The sequence below is a fragment of the Streptomyces sp. NPDC048436 genome (assembly GCF_043200355.1).
Classification (GTDB): Bacteria; Actinomycetota; Actinomycetes; order Streptomycetales; family Streptomycetaceae; genus Streptomyces.
Window position 1 is genome coordinate 733,820 of sequence record NZ_JBICXP010000004.1, and the last position, 19,306, is coordinate 753,125.

14 protein-coding genes are annotated in these 19,306 nt (G+C 70.2%); 9 read left to right on the top strand and 5 right to left on the bottom strand.

Features of this window, described 5'->3' with window-relative positions; all coding sequences use genetic code 11:
• Positions 1-107: 107 nt before the first annotated feature.
• Complete coding sequence (locus tag ACGFX9_RS18185; RefSeq protein ID WP_393472255.1) at positions 108-659, bottom strand: NADAR family protein; 552 nt, start codon at positions 657-659, stop codon at positions 108-110.
• Between the two features lie 207 nt (positions 660-866).
• Between ACGFX9_RS18185 and ACGFX9_RS18190 the strand changes: the two genes are divergently transcribed.
• From ACGFX9_RS18190 to ACGFX9_RS18220, 7 genes are all read left to right on the top strand, one after another.
• Positions 867-2,369, top strand: coding sequence for a gamma-aminobutyraldehyde dehydrogenase (locus tag ACGFX9_RS18190; RefSeq protein WP_393472258.1), 1,503 nt, complete (start codon positions 867-869; stop codon positions 2,367-2,369).
• Positions 2,370-2,422: 53 nt separating this feature from the next.
• Complete coding sequence (locus ACGFX9_RS18195; RefSeq protein ID WP_393472261.1) at positions 2,423-3,667, top strand: PotD/PotF family extracellular solute-binding protein; 1,245 nt, start codon at positions 2,423-2,425, stop codon at positions 3,665-3,667.
• A 64-nt stretch (positions 3,668-3,731) separates the two neighbouring features.
• Positions 3,732-4,892, top strand: a complete 1,161-nt coding sequence (locus ACGFX9_RS18200; protein WP_393472264.1) for an ABC transporter ATP-binding protein — start codon at positions 3,732-3,734, stop codon at positions 4,890-4,892.
• Positions 4,889-5,818 carry an ABC transporter permease gene (locus tag ACGFX9_RS18205; RefSeq protein ID WP_393472267.1) on the top strand — a complete coding sequence of 310 codons (930 nt, stop codon included), beginning with the start codon at positions 4,889-4,891 and terminating at the stop codon, positions 5,816-5,818. The genes ACGFX9_RS18200 and ACGFX9_RS18205 overlap by 4 nt, the downstream gene beginning before the upstream one ends.
• On the top strand, positions 5,818-6,621 hold the full coding sequence (locus tag ACGFX9_RS18210) for an ABC transporter permease (RefSeq protein ID WP_393472271.1): 804 nt from the start codon (positions 5,818-5,820) through the stop codon (positions 6,619-6,621). The genes ACGFX9_RS18205 and ACGFX9_RS18210 overlap by 1 nt, the downstream gene beginning before the upstream one ends.
• A 32-nt stretch (positions 6,622-6,653) precedes the next feature.
• On the top strand, positions 6,654-8,081 hold the full coding sequence (locus ACGFX9_RS18215; protein WP_393472274.1) for an NAD(P)/FAD-dependent oxidoreductase: 1,428 nt from the start codon (positions 6,654-6,656) through the stop codon (positions 8,079-8,081).
• 129 nt (positions 8,082-8,210) lie between these two features.
• Positions 8,211-8,687 (top strand): hypothetical protein, encoded by a 477-nt coding sequence (locus ACGFX9_RS18220; RefSeq protein ID WP_393472278.1) that lies wholly within the window; start codon positions 8,211-8,213, stop codon positions 8,685-8,687.
• Between the two features lie 27 nt (positions 8,688-8,714).
• Here ACGFX9_RS18220 and ACGFX9_RS18225 read toward each other — a convergent pair whose 3' ends face one another.
• From ACGFX9_RS18225 to gabT, 4 genes are all read right to left on the bottom strand, one after another.
• On the bottom strand, positions 8,715-10,016 hold the full coding sequence (locus tag ACGFX9_RS18225) for an McrC family protein (protein ID WP_393472281.1): 1,302 nt from the start codon (positions 10,014-10,016) through the stop codon (positions 8,715-8,717).
• Position 10,017: 1 nt separating this feature from the next.
• Positions 10,018-12,528, bottom strand: coding sequence for an McrB family protein (locus tag ACGFX9_RS18230; protein WP_393472284.1), 2,511 nt, complete (start codon positions 12,526-12,528; stop codon positions 10,018-10,020).
• Positions 12,529-12,550: 22 nt separating this feature from the next.
• Positions 12,551-13,231, bottom strand: a complete 681-nt coding sequence (locus ACGFX9_RS18235) for a phosphatase PAP2 family protein (protein WP_393472286.1) — start codon at positions 13,229-13,231, stop codon at positions 12,551-12,553.
• Between the two features lie 379 nt (positions 13,232-13,610).
• Positions 13,611-14,945, bottom strand: a complete 1,335-nt coding sequence (gabT, locus tag ACGFX9_RS18240; RefSeq protein WP_393472288.1) for a 4-aminobutyrate--2-oxoglutarate transaminase — start codon at positions 14,943-14,945, stop codon at positions 13,611-13,613.
• Between the two features lie 312 nt (positions 14,946-15,257).
• Between gabT and ACGFX9_RS18245 the strand changes: the two genes are divergently transcribed.
• Together ACGFX9_RS18245 and ACGFX9_RS18250 are read left to right on the top strand one after the other, a co-directional pair.
• Complete coding sequence (locus tag ACGFX9_RS18245; protein ID WP_393472290.1) at positions 15,258-17,444, top strand: ATP-binding protein; 2,187 nt, start codon at positions 15,258-15,260, stop codon at positions 17,442-17,444.
• A gap of 223 nt (positions 17,445-17,667) precedes the next feature.
• The gene (locus tag ACGFX9_RS18250; protein WP_393472293.1) at positions 17,668-19,266 is read left to right on the top strand and encodes a PucR family transcriptional regulator; all 1,599 of its coding nucleotides are present in this window, start codon (positions 17,668-17,670) and stop codon (positions 19,264-19,266) included.
• Positions 19,267-19,306 lie beyond the last annotated feature (40 nt).

Below are 19,306 nucleotides of genomic sequence, written 5' to 3' on the forward strand. Positions count from 1 at the left end.
ACAGAAGACCCGCCCCGCGCAGCAGCAGCTCGGCGCGGCACCGCCCCCGGCCAAGAAAGAGCCGCCAAGCCCCGCCCCGGGGGCCCGTACAGCCCAGGCCCCGCGCCCTAGCGCAACCGCTCCCGCGCCCCCATCAAAGCGAAGCCCAGCAGATTCGGCCCCCGCCACCTCTCCGGGTCATGCGCCCGCTCATCGTCCGCCGCCAGGCCGATTCCCCAGACGCGGTCCATCGGGCTCGCTTCGACCAGTACCCGCGAACCCGTGCCGACAAGGAAGGACGAAAGATCGGCAGAGGACGCGAACTTGTGGACGCTCCCCTCGACCACGATCCCGAACCGCTCCCGCGCCCATATCGCCTCGTCGAAGCCCCGCACCAGACGTCCCGCGTTCTTCGCCTCCGCGGGCGTACGCGCCGCAAGGACCGCCCTCTCCGCCTCCGCGTCGGCGAACAGGCGGGCCTTGGCGGCCATCATCCAGTGCTCCGCCGTCCCGTACTCCACCCCGTCCACCGTGAACGGCGAGGGCCACCACTGGCTCAGGCAGCTCGCCCCGAGCGTCCCGTCCCGCCTGGGCGTGTGGCCCCAGAAGTGCAGATACTTCACAGGTTCTCCGGCCCGCAACGCCCCGACCAGCGCGTCCACCGAGTCGATCTTCGTCATACACGCGAGTCTGGCACGCACCACTGACACTCCGTCCTGGGTTTTCCAGGACGACTCGACAACTGGTCGACAGATTCCGTCGCGTAACCAAAAGGAAACAACGGAATCACTTGTTGGAGCACCACCCCTCTGTCAGGATCGGCACTCAAATCGATCTGGAGCTACGCCGGCCCCCTGGGACGGGGGGCCACGGCGGAGGAGAGCGTCATGCACAACTTCCAGGCGCAGGACCACTTCGCGGAAGGCGCGCAGTACATCGCGGGACGGCTGACCAAGGGCACCTCGGGGCGCTCCCACGCCGTCATCGACCCGGCCACGGGCGACGAGGTCCACCGCTACGAACTCGCGGGCGAGAAGGACGTCGACGCCGCGGTGGCCGCCGCCGCGCACGCCTTCCCCCAGTGGGCGGGCGCGACCCCGGGCGAGCGCTCCGACGCCATGCACCGCTTCGCCGCCGTACTGGCCGACCGCGCCGAGGAGTTCGCGCAGGCCGAGTCGCTCCAGTGCGGCAAGCCCATCAAGCTGAGCCGGGAGTTCGACGTGCCCGGCACGGTCGACAACGCCGCCTTCTTCGCGGGCGCCGCCCGGCACCTCCAAGGGCAGTCGGCCGGTGAGTACTCCGGCGACCACACCTCGTACGTACGGCGTGAGCCCATCGGTGTCGTCGGGTCCATCGCCCCCTGGAACTACCCCCTCCAGATGGCCGCCTGGAAGGTCCTGCCGGCCATCGCCGCGGGCAACACGATCGTCCTGAAGCCCGCCGAGCTCACCCCCTTCACCTCGCTCCTCTTCGCACAGGCGGCCACCGAGGCGGGCATCCCCGACGGCGTCGTCAACATCATCAGCGGCGCCGGGCGCGACGCGGGCGAGCGGCTCGTGGGGCACCCGGACGTCGCGATGACCTCCTTCACCGGGTCCACCGGCGTCGGCAAGCGCGTCGCCGAGATCGCCACCTCCACCGTGAAGCGGCTGCATCTGGAGCTCGGCGGCAAGGCACCCTTCGTCGTCTTCGACGACGCCGACCTCGAAGCCGCCGTGCACGGCGCGGTCGCCGGTTCGCTCATCAACACCGGCCAGGACTGCACGGCCGCCACGCGCGCGTACGTGCAACGTCCGCTCTACGACGCCTTCGTGGAGGGTGTCGCCGAGCTCATGGAGAGTGTGCGGCTCGGTGACCCGTTCGCCCCGGACACCGATCTCGGGCCGCTCATCTCGCACGTCCACCGCGACCGCGTCGCCGGTTTCGTCGACCGGGCACGCTCCTACGCGCGCGTGGTCACCGGTGGCGAGGCGCTCGACCACCCCGGTGCGTTCTACAAGCCGACCCTCATCGCCGACGCCGCGCAGGACAGCGAGATCGTGCAGTCCGAGATCTTCGGGCCTGTTCTCGTAGTGCTGCCGTTCGACTCCGACGAAGAAGGCATCCGGCTCGCCAACGACACCCCCTACGGCCTCGCCGCCTCCGCCTGGAGCCGCGACGTGTTCCGCGCCAACCGCGCCACCCGCGAGATCAAGGCGGGCTGTGTATGGGTCAACGACCACATCCCGATCCTCAGCGAGATGCCGCACGGCGGATACAAGGCATCCGGCTACGGAAAGGACATGTCCGCCTACTCCTTCGAGGAGTACACGCAGATCAAGCACGTCATGTTCGACAACACCGCGGTCGTCCGCAAGGACTGGCACCGCACGATCTTCGGGGACCGATAGCCGATAGGCCGCCCGACCAGCGGCCCCATCCTCCCGAAAGGGCAATCAAGCGCATGGAGCAGTACGAGCCCGACAGCCTCTCCCCGGCCCAACTGGCCGCCATGCACCGCAGCCTGAGGAACGGCAGGGGTGCCCTCACCCGCCGTTCGCTGCTGCGCGCCGGCACTGGCGGCGCGTTCGCCATCGGTGGGCTCGGGGCACTCAGTGCCTGCGGGATCCCGGCGGCGAGCAAGAGCCAGGGCGAGGTCTCGTCCGAGGACCACTCGGCCAAGGAGAAGCAGATCAGCTTCTCCAACTGGACCGAGTACATGGACGTCGACGACGACGAACGCCGCCCCACGCTGGACGCGTTCACCAAACGCACCGGCATCAAGGTCAAGTACACCGAGGACATCAACGACAACGTCGAGTTCTTCGGCAAGATCAAGCCGCAGCTCGCGGCGGGCCAGGACACCGGACGCGACCTCATCTGCGTCACGGACTGGCTGGCCGCCCGGCTCATCCGCTTCGGGTGGGTCCAGAAACTGGACCCGGCCAACCTGCCGCACGCGTACACCAATCTGGCCTCCCAGTTCCGCAACCCGGACTGGGACCCCGGACGGTCCTACTCGTATCCCTGGACCGGCATCTCCACCGTCATCGCCTACAACAAGAAGGCGACCGACGGCGAAAAGATCACCTCCGTGTCGCAGCTCCTGGACAACCCCAAGCTCAAGGGCCGCGTCGGCTTCCTCTCCGAGATGCGCGACAGCGTCGGCATGACGCTCATCGACATGGGCAAGGACCCCTCGAAGTTCACCGACGACGACTTCGACGCGGCCATCGCCCGCCTCCAGAAAGCCGTCGACAAGAAGCAGATCCGCCGCTTCACGGGCAACGACTACACCTCGGACCTCGACAAGGGCGACCTCGCCGCGTGTCTGGCCTGGGCCGGTGACATCGTCCAGCTGAAGGCCGACAACCCGGACATCGACTTCCACATCCCCGACCAGGGCTACATCACGTCGACGGACAACCTGCTCGTCCCGAACAAGGCGCGTCACAAGTCCAACGCCGAGCGGCTCATCGACTACTACTACGAGCCCGAGCCCGCCGCGCGTCTCGCCGCGTACATCAACTACGTCTGCCCCGTGGACGGCGTGCGGCCCGAGCTCGCGAAGCTCGACGCGGACGCCGCGAAGAACCCGCTGATCCTCCCGGACAAGGAGATGGCCGCGAAGTCGCACGGGTTCCGCTCGCTGACGCCGAAGGAAGAGACGGCGTACGAGGAGAAGTTCGCCAAGCTGACCGGTGCCTGACGCTCCTCGCGCCTGTGTAGTCCCTGTAGTCCCTCGACTCTCCCCTCGACCCCCTGGACGCACCATGACGACTGCTACAGAACACGGCGGCGACGTCCGCCTGACCGGGATCAGCAAGACGTACGGCTCCTTCAAGGCCGTACGACCGCTTGACCTCACCGTGCCGCACGGGTCCTTCTTCGCGCTGCTCGGCGCGTCCGGCTGTGGCAAGACCACCACGCTCCGCATGATCGCGGGGCTTGAGGAGCCCAGCTCGGGCACCGTGCACCTCGGCGAGCAGGACGTCACGGCGCTGCCGCCCTACAAGCGGCCCGTCAACACCGTCTTCCAGTCGTACGCGCTCTTCCCGCACCTCGACATCTTCGAGAACGTCGCCTTCGGCCTGCGCCGCCGCGGCATCAAGTCCGTGAAGGGGCAGGTCGGCGACATGCTCGACCTCGTCCAGCTCGGCGAGCAGGCCCGCAAGAAGCCGCACCAGCTCTCCGGCGGCCAGCAGCAGCGCGTCGCCGTCGCCCGCGCCCTGATCAACCACCCCAAGGTGCTGCTCCTGGACGAGCCGCTCGGCGCCCTCGACCTGAAGCTGCGCCGCCAGATGCAGCTCGAACTCAAGCGCATCCAGACCGAGGTGGGCATCACGTTCATCCACGTCACGCACGACCAGGAGGAGGCCATGACGATGGCCGACCAGGTCGCGGTGATGAACTCGGGCCAGGTCGAACAGCTCGGCGCCCCCGCCGACCTCTACGAGAACCCGAGCACCACCTTCGTCGCCAACTTCCTCGGCACGTCCAACTTCATAGAGGCCGAGATCGCGGGACGCAGCGGCGACGACCTCACCCTGAAGGCGGGCGACGGCAAGCTCGTCCTGCCCGCCGCGCGATGTAAGGCGCCCACCGCCACGGGCGGCAAGGTCATCCTCGGCGTACGCCCCGAGAAGATCTCCCTCACGCACGCCGACGACGCGGGGCAGATCCCGGAGGGGCGCAACCGCATCACGGGCCGCATCGCCGACAGCAGCTTCATCGGCGTATCGACGCAATACGTCATCGACAGCCCGCTCTGCGACGCGTTCGAGGTCTACGCCCAGAACATCGAGCGCGACACCCGCCTGGTCCCCGGCGTCGAGGTCGTCCTGCACTGGAACCCCGCACACACCTTCGGCCTCGACGCCGCCCAGGACATCGACGCGGGCGTCGAGAAGGTCGAGGAGGACGCCTCCGCATGACGACCACCCTCACCAAAGAGCCCCCGGCGAAAGAGCCCGAGGCGCCGCCACGCAAGACCCGCAAGCGCGGCCGGCTCGTCCCCTACTGGCTGCTGCTTCCCGGCATCCTGTGGCTCATCGTCTTCTTCGCGCTCCCGCTGGTCTACCAGGCCTCGACATCCGTACAGACCGGGTCGCTCGAAGACGGCTTCAAGGTCACCTGGCACTTCGCCACCTACTGGGACGCCCTCAACGACTACTGGCCGCAGTTCCTGCGCTCGGTGATGTACGCGGGCGCCGCCACCATCCTGTGTCTGCTGCTCGGCTATCCGCTCGCGTACCTCATCGCGTTCCGCGCGGGCCGCTGGCGCAACCTCATCCTCGTACTCGTCATCGCGCCGTTCTTCACCAGCTTCCTCATCCGTACGCTGGCGTGGAAGACGATCCTCGCGGACGGCGGCCCCGTCGTGGGCGCCCTCAACACGCTGCACGTCCTGGACGTCACCAGCTGGATCGGCGTCACGGACGGCGACCGGGTCCTCGCCACTCCACTGGCGGTGATCTGCGGACTCACGTACAACTTCCTGCCCTTCATGATCCTGCCGCTCTACACCTCCCTCGAGCGCATCGACGGCAGACTGCACGAAGCCGCCGGCGACCTCTACGCCAAGCCGTCCACGACGTTCCGCAAGGTGACCTTCCCGCTCTCCATGCCGGGCGTCGTCTCCGGAACGCTGCTCACCTTCATCCCGGCGGCGGGCGACTACGTGAACGCGGACCTGCTCGGCTCCACCGACACCCGCATGGTCGGAAACGTCATCCAGACGCAGTTCCTGCGCATCCTGGACTATCCGACGGCCGCGGCGCTCTCCTTCATCCTCATGGCCGCGATCCTGGCCATGGTCACCGTCTACATCCGTAAGTCCGGGACGGAGGATCTCGTCTGATGGCTGCCTTCTTCCGCTGGCTCCGCGGCAAATTCGTCGTCATCGCGGGTCTGCTGACGCTCGCGTATCTGCTGCTCCCGAACGTCGTCGTGACGGTGTTCTCCTTCAACAAGCCCAAGGGCCGCTTCAATTACGCCTGGCAGGAATTCTCGCTCGACGCCTGGAAGGACCCCTGCGGCGTCGCCGACATGTGCGGCTCGCTCTCGCTGAGCCTGCAGATCGCGCTCTGGGCGACGATCGGCGCGACCGTGCTCGGCACGATGATCGCCTTCGCGCTCGTGCGGTACCGCTTCCGGGCGCGTGGCGCGGTCAGCTCACTGATCTTCCTGCCGATGGCGATGCCCGAGGTGGTCATGGCCGCCTCGCTGCTCACGCTCTTCCTCAACATGGGCGCGCAGCTCGGCTTCTGGACGATCCTCATCGCCCACATCATGTTCTGCCTCAGCTTCGTGGTGACCGCCGTCAAGGCACGCGTGATGTCCATGGACCCGCGCCTGGAGCAGGCCGCGCAGGACCTCTACGCGGGCCCCGTGCAGACCTTCGTCCGGGTCACGCTGCCGATCGCCGCACCGGGCATCGCGGCGGGCGCGCTGCTCGCCTTCGCGCTCTCCTTCGACGATTTCATCATCACGAACTTCAACGCGGGCTCCACCGTGACGTTCCCCATGTTCGTCTGGGGATCGGCACAGCGTGGTACGCCCGTTCAGATCAATGTGATCGGTACGGCGATGTTCCTCGTCGCCGTTCTCCTGGTGCTCAGCGGAATGATCGTCTCCAAGCGCCGCAACAAGCAGTCCGCCTAAAGCTGCTCAAGTATTTCGAAGGAGTGGAAATCATGGCCCCAAGCGCCATGACCCGTACGGCCCGTTGGACCAAGTCCCTTTCCGACGCCCAGCCGGTCTCGTACTGGCTGGACGACCCCGGAAAGCCCCGCGCCGAGCCCGCCCTCACCGGTGACGAGCAGTGCGATCTGCTGGTCGTCGGCGGTGGCTACAGCGGCCTGTGGACCGCGCTCATCGCCAAGGAGCGCGACCCGGGCCGCGAGGTGGTCCTGGTCGAAGGCCGCGAGGCGGGCTGGGCCGCCTCCGGCCGCAACGGCGGATTCTGCGCCGCATCCCTCACGCACGGCATCTCCAACGGCCTGTCCCGCTGGCCCGGCGAGATCGCGAAGCTTGAGGAGCTCGGCGCCCGCAACCTCGACGAGATCGAGGCGGCCGTCAAGCGCTACTCCATCGACTGCGACTTCGAGCGCACCGGCGAGATCGACGTGGCCACCCAGCCGCACCAGCTCGCCGAACTGCACGAGATGTACGCGGAGATGGCGGAGCACGGCCTCGCGGGCGGCTCCGAACTGCTCGACGCGGACGCCCTGCGCGAGCACGTCGACTCGCCGACCTTCCTCGGCGGCCTCTGGGACCGCGAGGGAGTCGCCATGCTCCACCCGGCGAAGCTCGCCTGGGGCCTGAAGCGCGCCTGCCTGGAGAAGGGCGTACGCGTCTACGAGCACACGCCCGCGCTCCAACTCGCCTCGTCCGGCGCCGGAATGGCCGTACGCACTCCGTACGGCCGGATCCGCGCCCGGCAGGTCGCGCTCGCCACGAACATCTTCCCGTCACTGGTCAAGCGCGTGCGGTCGTACACGGTCCCCGTCTACGACTACGCGCTGATGACGGAACCGCTGACCGAGGACCAACTGGCGGCCATCGGCTGGAAGAACCGCCAGGGCCTCGGCGACAGCGCCAACCAGTTCCACTACTTCCGGCTCTCCGCCGACAACCGCATCCTGTGGGGCGGTTACGACGCGATCTATCCGTTCGGCGGCAAGTTGCGCGCCGAGCACGACCACCGTCCCGAGACGTACGCGAAGCTGGCGGGCCACTTCTTCACCTGCTTCCCGCAGCTGGAGGGCGTCCGGTTCACGCACGCGTGGGGCGGCGCGATCGACACCTGCTCGCGCTTCTCGGCGTTCTTCGGCACGGCCCACGCGGGCCGTGTCGCGTACGCGGCCGGCTACACGGGCCTCGGTGTCGGGGCCACCCGCTTCGGTGCCGACGTCATGCTGGACCTGCTCTCGGGCGAGCGCACGGAACGTACGTCCCTGGAGATGGTCCGCACGAAGCCGCTGCCGTTCCCGCCCGAGCCGTTCGCGTGGACGGGCGTCGCACTGACCAAGTGGTCGCTCGCGCGTGCGGACGAGAACGGCGGCAGGCGCAATCTGTGGCTGAAGACGATGGACAAGCTGGGCCTCGGCTTCGACAGCTGACAGACGGCCACCACGGCTCACTGTCGACGCTTCGTCAACAAGTTCCCCGAACCCGCGTAATGCTGCGGCCCGGGCCCCCTCTCTCCTGTGACAGGAACAGCTGCCACACAGGAAAAGGGAGGTCCCGCCATGGCTGGCGCGGGTTCTGGAGCGAAGTCGGCGGTCGAATGGCTGGTGTCGGTGGCGCCGGATCCGGAGGCCTGCCGCTGGGAATGGGAGCGCAACCCCCTCGGGGTCGCGCTCCTTCCCGCGGGCAGGCTCTGGGACGTACTCATCCTTCCCGGTGAACTCGGCTATCCCACGCTCGACGTACTGACCCGCTGCGTCGACCGCCCGGGCCCGGTGCTCGCCGACTTCGGCGACTCCCGCATGGGGTTCTTCGTCCCGGCGGGCACGGTGGCCCGCTGGATCGGCACGGGCGTACGCGGCGCGGGGCGCGGCACCTGGATCGTGGTCCCCTACCCGGGCCGCGCCACGGGCGGCGTCCGCTGGCTCGTCCCGCCCGACGGCTCGGGCACGCTGACGGATCCGGCGCTGCTGGAACTCGCGATGCACGAGGCGGCGGCGCAGCTGGCGCCGCGGGACGGGGAGGGGGCGGGGGAGTAGCCGCTGCCATCAGCTTCGTCAACGGGGTCAGGCCAACGCCTGCCCCCATACCCGGGCGAGCGCATCCCGTAGCCCCGGGCCCCCAGCAGCCAACGCGTCGAGAAGTGACGGCAGTTCGAGCGGCAGCGATCGTACGCGCGCCGACGTCCCGCCGGTCCAGTGGCGCACGGCGACGCTCGCGCGCGGTGCCGCGCGGTCGCCGGGGTGCAGCAGCACGCAGGTCGGGGCCTCGCCGTCCGGCTGCTGTGCGAGCGAGTGGGCGTACAGGAAAGCCTGATAGAGATCGGCGGTGGCGAGCTTCTTGCCGCTGCCGTACAGCTTGTACTTCACGTCGACAGGGCGCCGGAACGCCGTCCCGTCCCGGTGGCCGGAGATCATGATGTCGGGCCTGACCTCGCTGTAGGGCCGTCCGGTCAGCTCGTCGTGCAGCACCCCGCGCTCGCGCGACTGGTCCCTGACCCTGCAACCGGTGCCCGCCGACGCGTCGGTGAGCAGCCGGGTCGCGAAGGACTCGAAGAGCGTGTTCATGTCGATGAGGAACGCCCGCGACACGAGCGGCCCGAACGCGAACAGATCCCCCACGCCGCCACCCGTCAGGAGCAGCGCCGCCCAGCGGTGGGCCGGACGGTAGTGCTCGTTGTGCCGGTGGTAGTCGAGCCGCGCCAGAGCTGTACGCGGATCACCGAGCGGCGTCGGGGCGAACTGTGCGAACTGTGCCGCCGCGCGCCGCGCCCTCGCCCGCACGGCGGGGGAGCGGGCGGTGCGGGCGGCGAGATCGACGGCCGCGGCGCACAGCCGATTGTCCAGGACGTCTGCGTCGTGCTCGTCGAAACGGCAGGCGAGACGGTCCAACCGGCCGTGGTGCCGCATGACTTGACGGTCGGCGAGGAGCCGGCCGCGCACTGCCGGAAGGTCCTCCTCGACCGTCACATAGTCGCGGTGCACCCCGTGCGCGAGCAGCCGTTCACAGTGCTCGGCGACGAGGAGAGCCACCAGGTCCCGCAGATTGGGCGCTCCTTGGGCGATGGCGCGCAGCGCGTCCAGCGGCGGACAGCTGCCGTCGGCCGCGTAGGCGACCATGCGCAGCACATCGAGCTCCTCGCCCAGATACTTCGGCCGGATGCGGATCTCGCAGGCGTCGAGCTGGACGACGCCCACATATTGACCGGCGGTCAGCTCCAGACGGTCGTCGGCGAGTTCGCGTATCCGGATGCGTTCCGCGAACTGCCCGGAGGCACACAGGCGGCGGTCGGTGCCGCTGAGCCGGACGCCGTCGACGACGGTGCTGCCGTACTCCCGGAGCCCCACCACCACCGGCTTCGGCGGCACGCTACTCGCCCCCGCCCTTGACCTGCAGCTCGGTGTAGAGGGCGGTCACCAGGCCTTCGTCGGTGAGGTCCTTGAGGGTGTGCGTCTCGGAGTCCACGAGGTCCTCGCCGAGGAAGGCCGCGAGGAGGGTGTAGTCGTCGTAGGCGTAATCCTGCAGCAGAGGAAGGATCTCGCCGCGGACGATTCCCGCGAGCTCGGCCGCCGAGTCGACGGGCGCCCCGTCCGGCAGGAAGAAGGCGTGCCCGATCTGCTTCTCGCGGTCGAGCAGGGTCCGGATGCGCTGATTGAGCGCGTCGAGGAGGTCCGCCAAGTGCAGCTCCTCGACATGGCAGCCCTGGAGCGGACCCGAGTCGGGCAGCAGCTCCAGGAACACGAAGCGGCGGCGGATGGCCGCGTCGAGGGTGCGGATGGAGCGGTCCGCGGTGTTCATCGTGCCGATCAGATACACGTTGGGCGGAATGCGGAACAGCTCCTGGCTGAGCGGCAGCGTGATAGCGCGCCCCCGCTTGTCCTTCTCGAGCAGGGTCACCAACTCGCCCAGGATCTTGGGGAGATGGCCGCGATTCAACTCGTCGATGACCACGAGATAGGGGTGTGTGGGATCGGCGGCAGCGGCCTCGCAGACGCGCTTGAAGACGCCGGCGGTGAGGTCGAGGCTGAGGCCCCCGCCTGTCGTGCCTGTCTTGCCCGCCGCCGCGCTCCGCACGGGCCGGAATCCCTCGACGAAGTCCTCGTATCCGTAGCTGGGGTGGAAGGCGACCATCGTCAGGCGCCCTGCCTCGGTCAGCGAGTCCAGCGTCGCGTCGAACGCCTCCGTGCCCGGCTCGGCGTACGGGTCCACGCCGGGAAGACCGCCGGACAGTTCACCCAGCCAGCGCACCGCGAAGCGCAGCGCCATATACGTCTTGCCGGTGCCGGGCGGGCCGAACAGGACAGCCTGGCACCGGCGTTCGAGGGCGTCGGCGAGTGGGCGGAGATCGGCGTCGAGGGGCTGCGTGGCCACGACCTCCGCCTCCTCCGCCGGGGTGGTGTCCGTGTCGGCGGACGGGCCAAGAGGCGTGGATCTGGCGCCCCGGATCTTGTTCCACAGGGCGATGGGGACATCCTTGACGGTGACGGTCGCCCAGGACCGCTCGGGTTCGTCGAGCCGGGTGGCGTAGCTCTCGTCCCAGTCGACACAGACGGTGTGACGGTGGTCGGGCAGGTCGTCGCGCCATTGGTAGCCGTCGCCCATCACGCGCCCGACGCCGTGGATCTGACTCGCTCCCGTGTTGGCGACCACGAGGTCACCGGGCCGCAGACTCTGCAGTTTCCAGACCTCGTTGGCCTTCGCGGAGATCTTCGACTTGAAGCCGTTGTACTCGTCGCTGTACGCCGCCGTGAACGCCGCAAGGAACTCGTCCTTGTCGGCGAAGGAGCGCAGATCCGGCACGTGGTCCCAGCCGACGGCGATGTATCCGCCCGCGCGGCAGTCCCTCCACAGGTTGCCGTCGTGTCCGGCCGCGATCTTCACGATCTGCCGGGTGCGCCAGGGGCTGGCCCACCATTCCAGGAACCGCACCACCAAGTCGTACGACCAGCCGGCGAACCGCTCGTCGGCGTCGATGACGTCCTTGAGCCTGGCCCGCAGCGCGAACGGCTCCATCTTCGGGACGGGTTCGCCCGTCAGGCGCTCCAGATAGTGCTGCACGAAGCCCGTCGAGTAGACCGCGAACGCGGCATCGGGGGCGTACACCCGCAGGGTCTTGGAGATCAGGGACGGCCCGGAGCGGACCGCGTCGACTGCGTCGATGTCAGCCATCCGGCCCTCACGGGCGGCGGTGACCGCCTCGATGATCCCGGCGCGTACGTTCTCCCAGGCCTCATCGGGTCCGCTGTAGCGGGAGTCGTGCCACCAGGAGTTGGAGCGCTCGCGCCAGTAGATGAGGTGCTTGCGGGAAGAGCCGCCCGCGATGCTGCCGAGTGCGTTGCTGCCGAACTCGGCGAGGTAGCAGTACGGCTTGGTCGCGCTGCTGTGGCCCTGACCGAGCGCGTATCGCTCAAGGGGCAGTGTCGGCCACTCCTCCCAGGGGAAGGCCTCACGGATCCGCCGCGCCTGTGCCTCCATCTCGCGGAGCGCGGCCTCGTGACGTGCGGGGTCGAAGGCGGCTATCGCCTCGGCGAGCGGCCAGGGGCGCATCGTCTCGGCCTGGGTGGGCGAGACGGGCCTGAGGACGCAGCCGCACAGGCCGATCATCGGCTGCCCGGCGGCGCCGAGCAGTCCGATGCTGCGGGCGAACAAGGTCCGGCCCTCGGTGTCGCCCGACGGCGCCGAATCGAGGATCTGGCGCCACAACAGCTTGTCCGGATCGGGGAAGCGGGGCAGATCCCCGGAGTCCGTCAGATGTCCGCACGCGGAGTCGTGATGGATCTTGCGGCCGTTGAGCGGCAGGATCACTTCACCGGGCGACGGCGTGAGCGCGAAGTCGTGTCCTTCATAGGTGACGGCCAGCCGCCCCTGCTCGTCGGCCATGACGCTCCCTCGCACTGCTGGGTCATTCCTCGGTCGGCCCTCGACCGTATCGCGCGATGGCCAGCGCCATGAGCTGGAGGAGCATCCCGAACAGCAGCCACGACGCCACCACGTCCAGCGGCCAGTGATACCCGCGCCGCACAAGCCCGAGCCCGACCCCGAAGTTCAACAGAGCGCAGGCGATGACCAGTTCACGCCGGACGTATGTGCCGCGCAGGTACGGCAGGAGGAGCAGCGCCGCCCCGCCGTAGGCGACCAGGGCGGTGGCGGTGTGGCCCGAGGGGTAGTAGCCGCTGCCGTCCATGCCGGGCGGGCCAGTGCGGCCGGTGAGTTCCTTGAGCGGGATCACGAGTGCCGGGACCGCCAGCATGGCCACGGCGGCGGCCACCGGGCCGAGCCACCAGCGGAACGCGCCGGCGCTGCGGCCTCGCCATCCCGCGTAGGCGATGGCGGCGGCGAGGACGGGCACGGCGAAGGCGACGCCACCGAGATCGGCGAGGAGTTCCGCTGCGCCGTCCGGGAGGCGGCTGCCGGTGATCCAGGGGCCGAGCCGCTCGTCCGCGTCGCGGAGGGGGCCGTCGGCGACCACTTGCCAGGTGATGAGCGCGAAGAGCGGCGCGCAGAGGCAGAAGAGGAAAATGGTCGGCCGCCCCGGAACAGGGGGGGTAGTTCCGAGGCGGCCGTCCTGACCGGTGTGCCGCACGCCCCGGGGGGTTTGGGGCGGGCGGCCATCCGATCGGTGAGGAGTTCCGGAGCCAGTGACTCCGGGTGTGTGCGCGGTGGCACGACCAAGACGGGGCTGGGGAGGCTCCGTCCCGGTGTCGCCCACAGTCCCCTGTGGGCGGGGTGTTTCTCTCATCTGCAGAAACCGTACGTCAGGTGGTGAGCGGCCGACAGGCGGAACGGCAACCCGGCATGGGTCCCGCACACCTTCTTCACATGCCCTGCCCGTCACCCCAGGTCACGGTTGTCTCACCGCGCGAGGTACACACACGTCAGGGCATGTGCGGATACATACGGAGCCGGGATCTTCCCCCTTTGGGGTGATCCCGGCTCCGCTGAGCGCTTTCGAAAGGCGGCGATCAGATACGCGCGAACGCGGCCTCGATGATGTCCAGGCCCTCGTTGAGGAGGTCCTCGCCGATGACCAGCGGCGGCAGGAAGCGCAGGACGTTGCCGTACGTGCCGCAGGTGAGGACGAGCAGGCCCTCGGCGTGGCAGGCCTTGGCGAGGGCGGCGGTCGCCTCGGCGTTCGGCTCCTTCGTGGCGCGGTCCTTGACGAGCTCGATGGCGATCATCGCGCCACGGCCGCGGACGTCGCCGACGATGTCGTACTTCTCCGCGATGGCGTTCAGGCGGGCCTTCATGACCGCCTCGATCGCCTTCGCCTTGCCGTTGAGGTCGAGCTCCTTCATCGTCTCGATGGCGCCGAGCGCACCGGCGCAGGCCACCGGGTTGCCGCCGTAGGTGCCGCCGAGGCCGCCGGAGTGCGGGGCGTCCATCATCTCGGCGCGGCCCGTGACGGCGGCGAGCGGCAGGCCGCCCGCGATGCCCTTGGCGGTGGTGATCAGGTCCGGGACGATGCCCTCGTCCTCGCACGCGAACCACTGGCCCGTGCGGCAGAAGCCGGACTGGATCTCGTCGGCGACGAAGACGATGCCGTTGTCGTTGGCGAACTGCACGATCGCGGGCAGGAAGCCCTTCGCGGGCTCGATGAAGCCGCCCTCGCCGAGCACCGGCTCGATGATGATCGCGGCGACGTTCTCGGCGCCGACCTGCTTGCTGATCTGGTCGATGGCCTGCTTGGCGGCCTCGGGCCCGGCGTTCTCCTCGCCGGTCGGCCAGCGGTAGCCGTAGGCGACCGGGACGCGGTAGACCTCGGGGGCGAACGGGCCGAAGCCGTTCTTGTACGGCATGTTCTTGCTGGTCAGCGCCATCGTCAGGTTCGTACGGCCGTGGTAGCCGTGGTCGAAGACGACGACCGCCTGGCGCTTGGTGTGCGCGCGGGCGATCTTGACGGCGTTCTCGACGGCCTCGGCGCCGGAGTTGAAGAGCGCGGACTTCTTCGGGTGGTCACCGGGCGTCAGCTCCGCGAGCTGCTCGGCGACGGCGACGTATCCCTCGTACGGCGTCACCATGAAACAGGTGTGGGTGAAGTCGGCGAGCTGCGCGGTCGCACGGCGTACGACGGCCTCGGCACTGGCGCCGACCGACGTCACCGCGATGCCGGAGCCGAAGTCGATGAACCGGTTGCCGTCGACGTCCTCGATGATCCCGCCACCCGCACGCGCCGCGAACACCGGCAGCACGGAACCCACGCCACCGGCGACCGTGGCGGTACGGCGGGCCTGAAGCTCCTGTGACTTGGGCCCGGGGATGGCGGTGACGACGCGGCGCTCCTGCGGAAGTGCGGTCATGGGGTGCTCCTGGGGGTGGGGCGAGGCGGACGCTCGATGCTTGCTTTCTTTGCTGCTTTCTTTCGCAGGTTAGGGGCGGAGAGCGGGGGCGGGCATGCTCCACGGGGGAGTTGTTGGGCGTGGCGGTTGTCCGTGGTGGACATAGCGGGGGGTGGGCGGGGTGCGGCTTTCGTCCCTTTTGGTGGACCGTACGGTTATGGGGTGCGCGGCGGTGTTCCCGCAGGCCCTGGGCGCGTATCCGGTGAACTGCCCCTGTGGGGGCACTAGATTGACGGCTGAACCGACAGACCGGCAGGTCAGGGGGTAAGGGCCATGGACTCCGAAGGCACGCACGACGCTCGCGGCACACACGCCACACCGGTGCCGCGTCCGGCGGGGCCCCACGGCTCCTCCGGGCAGCGGGGCGTGCCCCCGGGCTCGGCCGGTCAGCAGGGCGCGCACGTCACTCCGCCGCGGCCCGTGCGGGCGCCGGAGGCCGGGGCGGACGGGTTGCCGCCGCTGCCGGACGGCTCCGCCTTTCTGACCTGGCTGCGGACGCCGCGGCCTGGCGCGCAGCCGGGGGTGTGGCGGCTCGGGCACACGCCGCGGCCGGAGCAGGAGCCGGAGATCACTCCGGCGCGGCAGCTCTTCAGCGGGGCGCTCATCGCGTTCCTGGTGGGCTGGCTGCTCTGGTCGCTGCTCTGGAACGGCTACCTCGGCGGCTGGTGGGTCGTGCCCCTGGAGCTCTTCATGCCGGACGCCTGGCTCTACAGCGGCAACCGGATCGGCAACGCGGTCGTCTGGTACGGCTACTACACCCTCATCGTGCTCGTCATCATGATCGGCCTGGGGCGAATCGGCCGCTGGGACGAGATCTGGCGCCGCTACGGCGCCCCCCGCTTCCGCCGCGCCGCCCCTCCGCTGGCGCCCCCCGCCCCCGGCGAGGACCCCGCCCACTGGCCCCAGCTGCGGGAAGCCGGTGCGGACGCCGCCGCCGAGCGGCTTGCCGCCGACGCGCGGGCCGGGCTGATGCGGGACGTCGACCACGCCCGGATCACGCGGGCCTGGCGCTCCGTGCGGGCCGGGCGCAACACCCTCTCCGCGTTCAGCGAATCCGTCGTACGGGACGGCGCCGCCGCCTGCGCCCATCCCTCGGGAGACCGGGACCTGCCCTCGCGCGCCGCCCGCCACGACCTCGCCACCGCCCAGGTGCGCCTTGGGACGACGGCCGACGACCCGCGTAATCCCTACGCCTACCGGGGGACCGGTCTCGGGATCGGGCCCGAGCTGCTCGGGACCTCACTGCTCGCCGTGGGCCCCGCCGGGTCAGGCAAGACCAGCGGTGTCGTGTGGCCCCTCGCCGAGTCCCTGTGCCTGGGGGCGCTCGCCGGACGGGCCGCCGTGGTCGTGGTCGGGGCGGCGGGCGCCGGGCTCGGTCCCGCGGAGGACTACGACGTCGTGGTGCGGATCGGGCACCCCGACTCCGTGTACGACCTCGACCTGTACGGCGGCACGAACGACCCGGACGAGGCCGCCGCCGTGCTCGCCGAAGCGCTCGTCGGCGACCTCGCCGACCCGCACCCCGGCGGGGACAGCCGCCGCTCGACGACCGTGCTCGCCCAGCTGCTCGGCCCCTACTACGCGGTGCACCGGCGCTTCCCCTCCGTGCCCGAGCTGCGCGCCCTGCTCGACGGCGCCCCCGGCCCGCTCGGCGCCCTGCGCAAGGCCCTCCAGGAGTCGGGGCAGGAGGCGATGCTGCGCGAGCTCGACGCCCGCGAGCGGCAGTTGGGGCACCCCGGCGATCCGGGCGCCGTCATCGCCGACCGCATCGCGCTGCTCGACCGCCCGGCCTTCGCCTCCTTCTTCGACACGTCAGGCCAGAGCACGCCCTTCTCGCTGCGGGCCCTCGACCATCCCGTACGCGTCCGAGTCGACCTGCCCGAGCGCGGTCACGCCGACGCCTCGCGGATCCTCGCCCGCCTGATGCTCGCCCAGTTCATGGCGAGCGCCATCGCCCGCGAGGACCGTTCGCTCTTCGCCTGTCTCGTCCTGGACGACGCGACGGGCACGGTCACCCCGGAGTCCGTACGCCGTCTGCAGCGGCTGCGCTCCGCCAACGCCGGGGTCGTGCTGACCCTGCGTACGCTCGACGACGCGCCCCGCCCGCTGCGTACCCCGCTGCTCGGCTCGATCGGCTGCCGTATGGCGCTGTCCGGGCTGACCCCGTGGGACGGGCAGGACTTCGCCGAGGTCTGGGGCAAGGAGTGGATCGAGGCGCGGGACGTCACCGACCGGCAGATCATCGCCGAGACCCCCCTCGGCAAGACGGTGCACATGCTGCGCCGGGTGATCACCGGCAACGCCCCGACCGCGCGCGCCGTCACCGTCCGCCAAGTGGAACGCGAACGCTGGTCAGCCTCCGAACTGGCGCACGGAGTGCCCCCGGGGCACGCGGTGCTCTCGCTGACGGATGTGCGGGGGGAGCACGCGCCGCCGCTGCTCGTGGATCTGCGGGGGTAGCCCGGGGGCGAAAAAGCGGCGGTGGTGCGGGGTGCACTTACGGGGTATTCGGTCTCCTACGTACCATACGGTGAGGCAGAATCGGCACAGGTAGTTCATACGTACCGGCCAAAAGATCCACATCTCGTCCGGGATTCAATGGCCGGCCGGACAGATGGGTCGCCCGCCGCCCCTGACCGTCCCCGCAGCACCCCCTGACCTGCTGAGCCGACCTGAAGGTCCCATGCCGCCCACGCTCGCCTCCCTCGTCCATCACTCCGCGCTGAAGCTCACCGTGCGCGCCGGTGAGGAACATCTGGACGCGCCTGTGCGCTGGGCGCACGCCAGTGAGCTCACCGACCCCGTGCCCTACATGGAGGGCGGCGAGCTGCTCCTGATCACCGCGCTCAAGCTGGACGCGGAGGACCCGGAGGCCATGCGCCGCTATGTGAAGCGGCTCGCGGCGGCGGGCGTCGTCGGGCTCGGGTTCGCGGTCGGCGTGCATTACAAGGACATCCCCGAAGCCCTGGTCGTGGCCGCGGCGGACGAGGGGCTTCCGCTCCTTGAGGTACCGCGGCGCACCCCCTTCCTCGCCATCAGCAAGGCCGTGTCCGCCGCCATCGCCGCCGACCAGTACCGCGCGGTGACGGCAGGCTTCGCCGCCCAGCGCGAGCTGACCAAGCAGGCGCTGAGCGACGGCCCCGAAGGGCTGCTCGGCGCGCTTGCCGCACAGGTGGACGGCTGGGCCGCGCTGTACGACGCGTCCGGCGCCGTCGTCGCCACGGCACCCGAGTGGGCCTCCCGCAGGGCCGCCCGCCTCACCTCCGACGTCGAACGGCTGCGGGAGCGGGCCGCACCCGCGAGCGCGGTCGTCGCGGGCGCCGAGGACCGCGTGGAACTGCACTCGATCGGCACGGGACGGCGGCCCCGCGCCGCGCTCGCCGTCGGCACCGCCTCCACCCTCGGCACCGCCGAGCGCTACGCCCTGCACTCCGCCATAGCGCTGCTCACCCTCACCACCGAACGCAGCCGCTCGCTCCAGGCTGCCGAGGCGCGGGTCGGCTCCGCGGTCCTTCGGATGCTGCTCGCGGGCGAGCCGGACCACGCCAGGACGGTGGCGGGGGAGGTCTACGGAGGCCTGCTCGACGCCCCGTTCCGCCTGGTGGTCGCGGAGGTACCGGCCTCCGCCCCGGCCTCCGCCCCCGAAGACGGCGACCCGTTCACCGAGCTCACCGAAGCCGTCGAAGCGGCAGCGGCGCGCGCCGGCGAGGCACTCCTCGTCGTCCCCTACGGCGAGCGGCTCGTGCTCCTCGTCGTGGACGGCGGCGCGGGCGCCGCGGCGTGCATCGCCTACGCCCAGGCGCTGGAGTCCGGCCGCTCCGAGGGGCGGGAACAGGGCGCCGCCGACGAGACACCCCTCCTCCTCGGGCTCTCCGCCCCGGCGGGGCCGATCGCCGCCGCCACCGCGTACAAGCAGGCCGACCAGGCGCTGTCCATCGCGCGCCGCCGGGGCCGCGCCATGGTCGAGCACGAGGACCTCGCGGCGGGCTCGGTCCTGCCGCTGCTCGCCGACGACGCCGTACGGGCGTTCGCCGACGGCCTCCTTCGCGCCCTGTACGAACACGACGCCACCGGCCGCGGCGACCTCATCGCCTCACTGCGCGCCTGGCTCTCCCGACACGGCCAGTGGGACGCCGCCGCCGCGGACCTGGGCGTACACCGCCACACGCTGCGCTACCGCATGCGCAGGGTCGAGGAGATCCTGGGCCGCTCCCTGGACGACCCGGACGTCCGGATGGAGCTGTGGCTCTCACTGAAGGCGACATCGAGCGGTACGGAGTGACTCCGGGGGAATTCCTCCCCTGCCAAAGCGGCGCGAGACC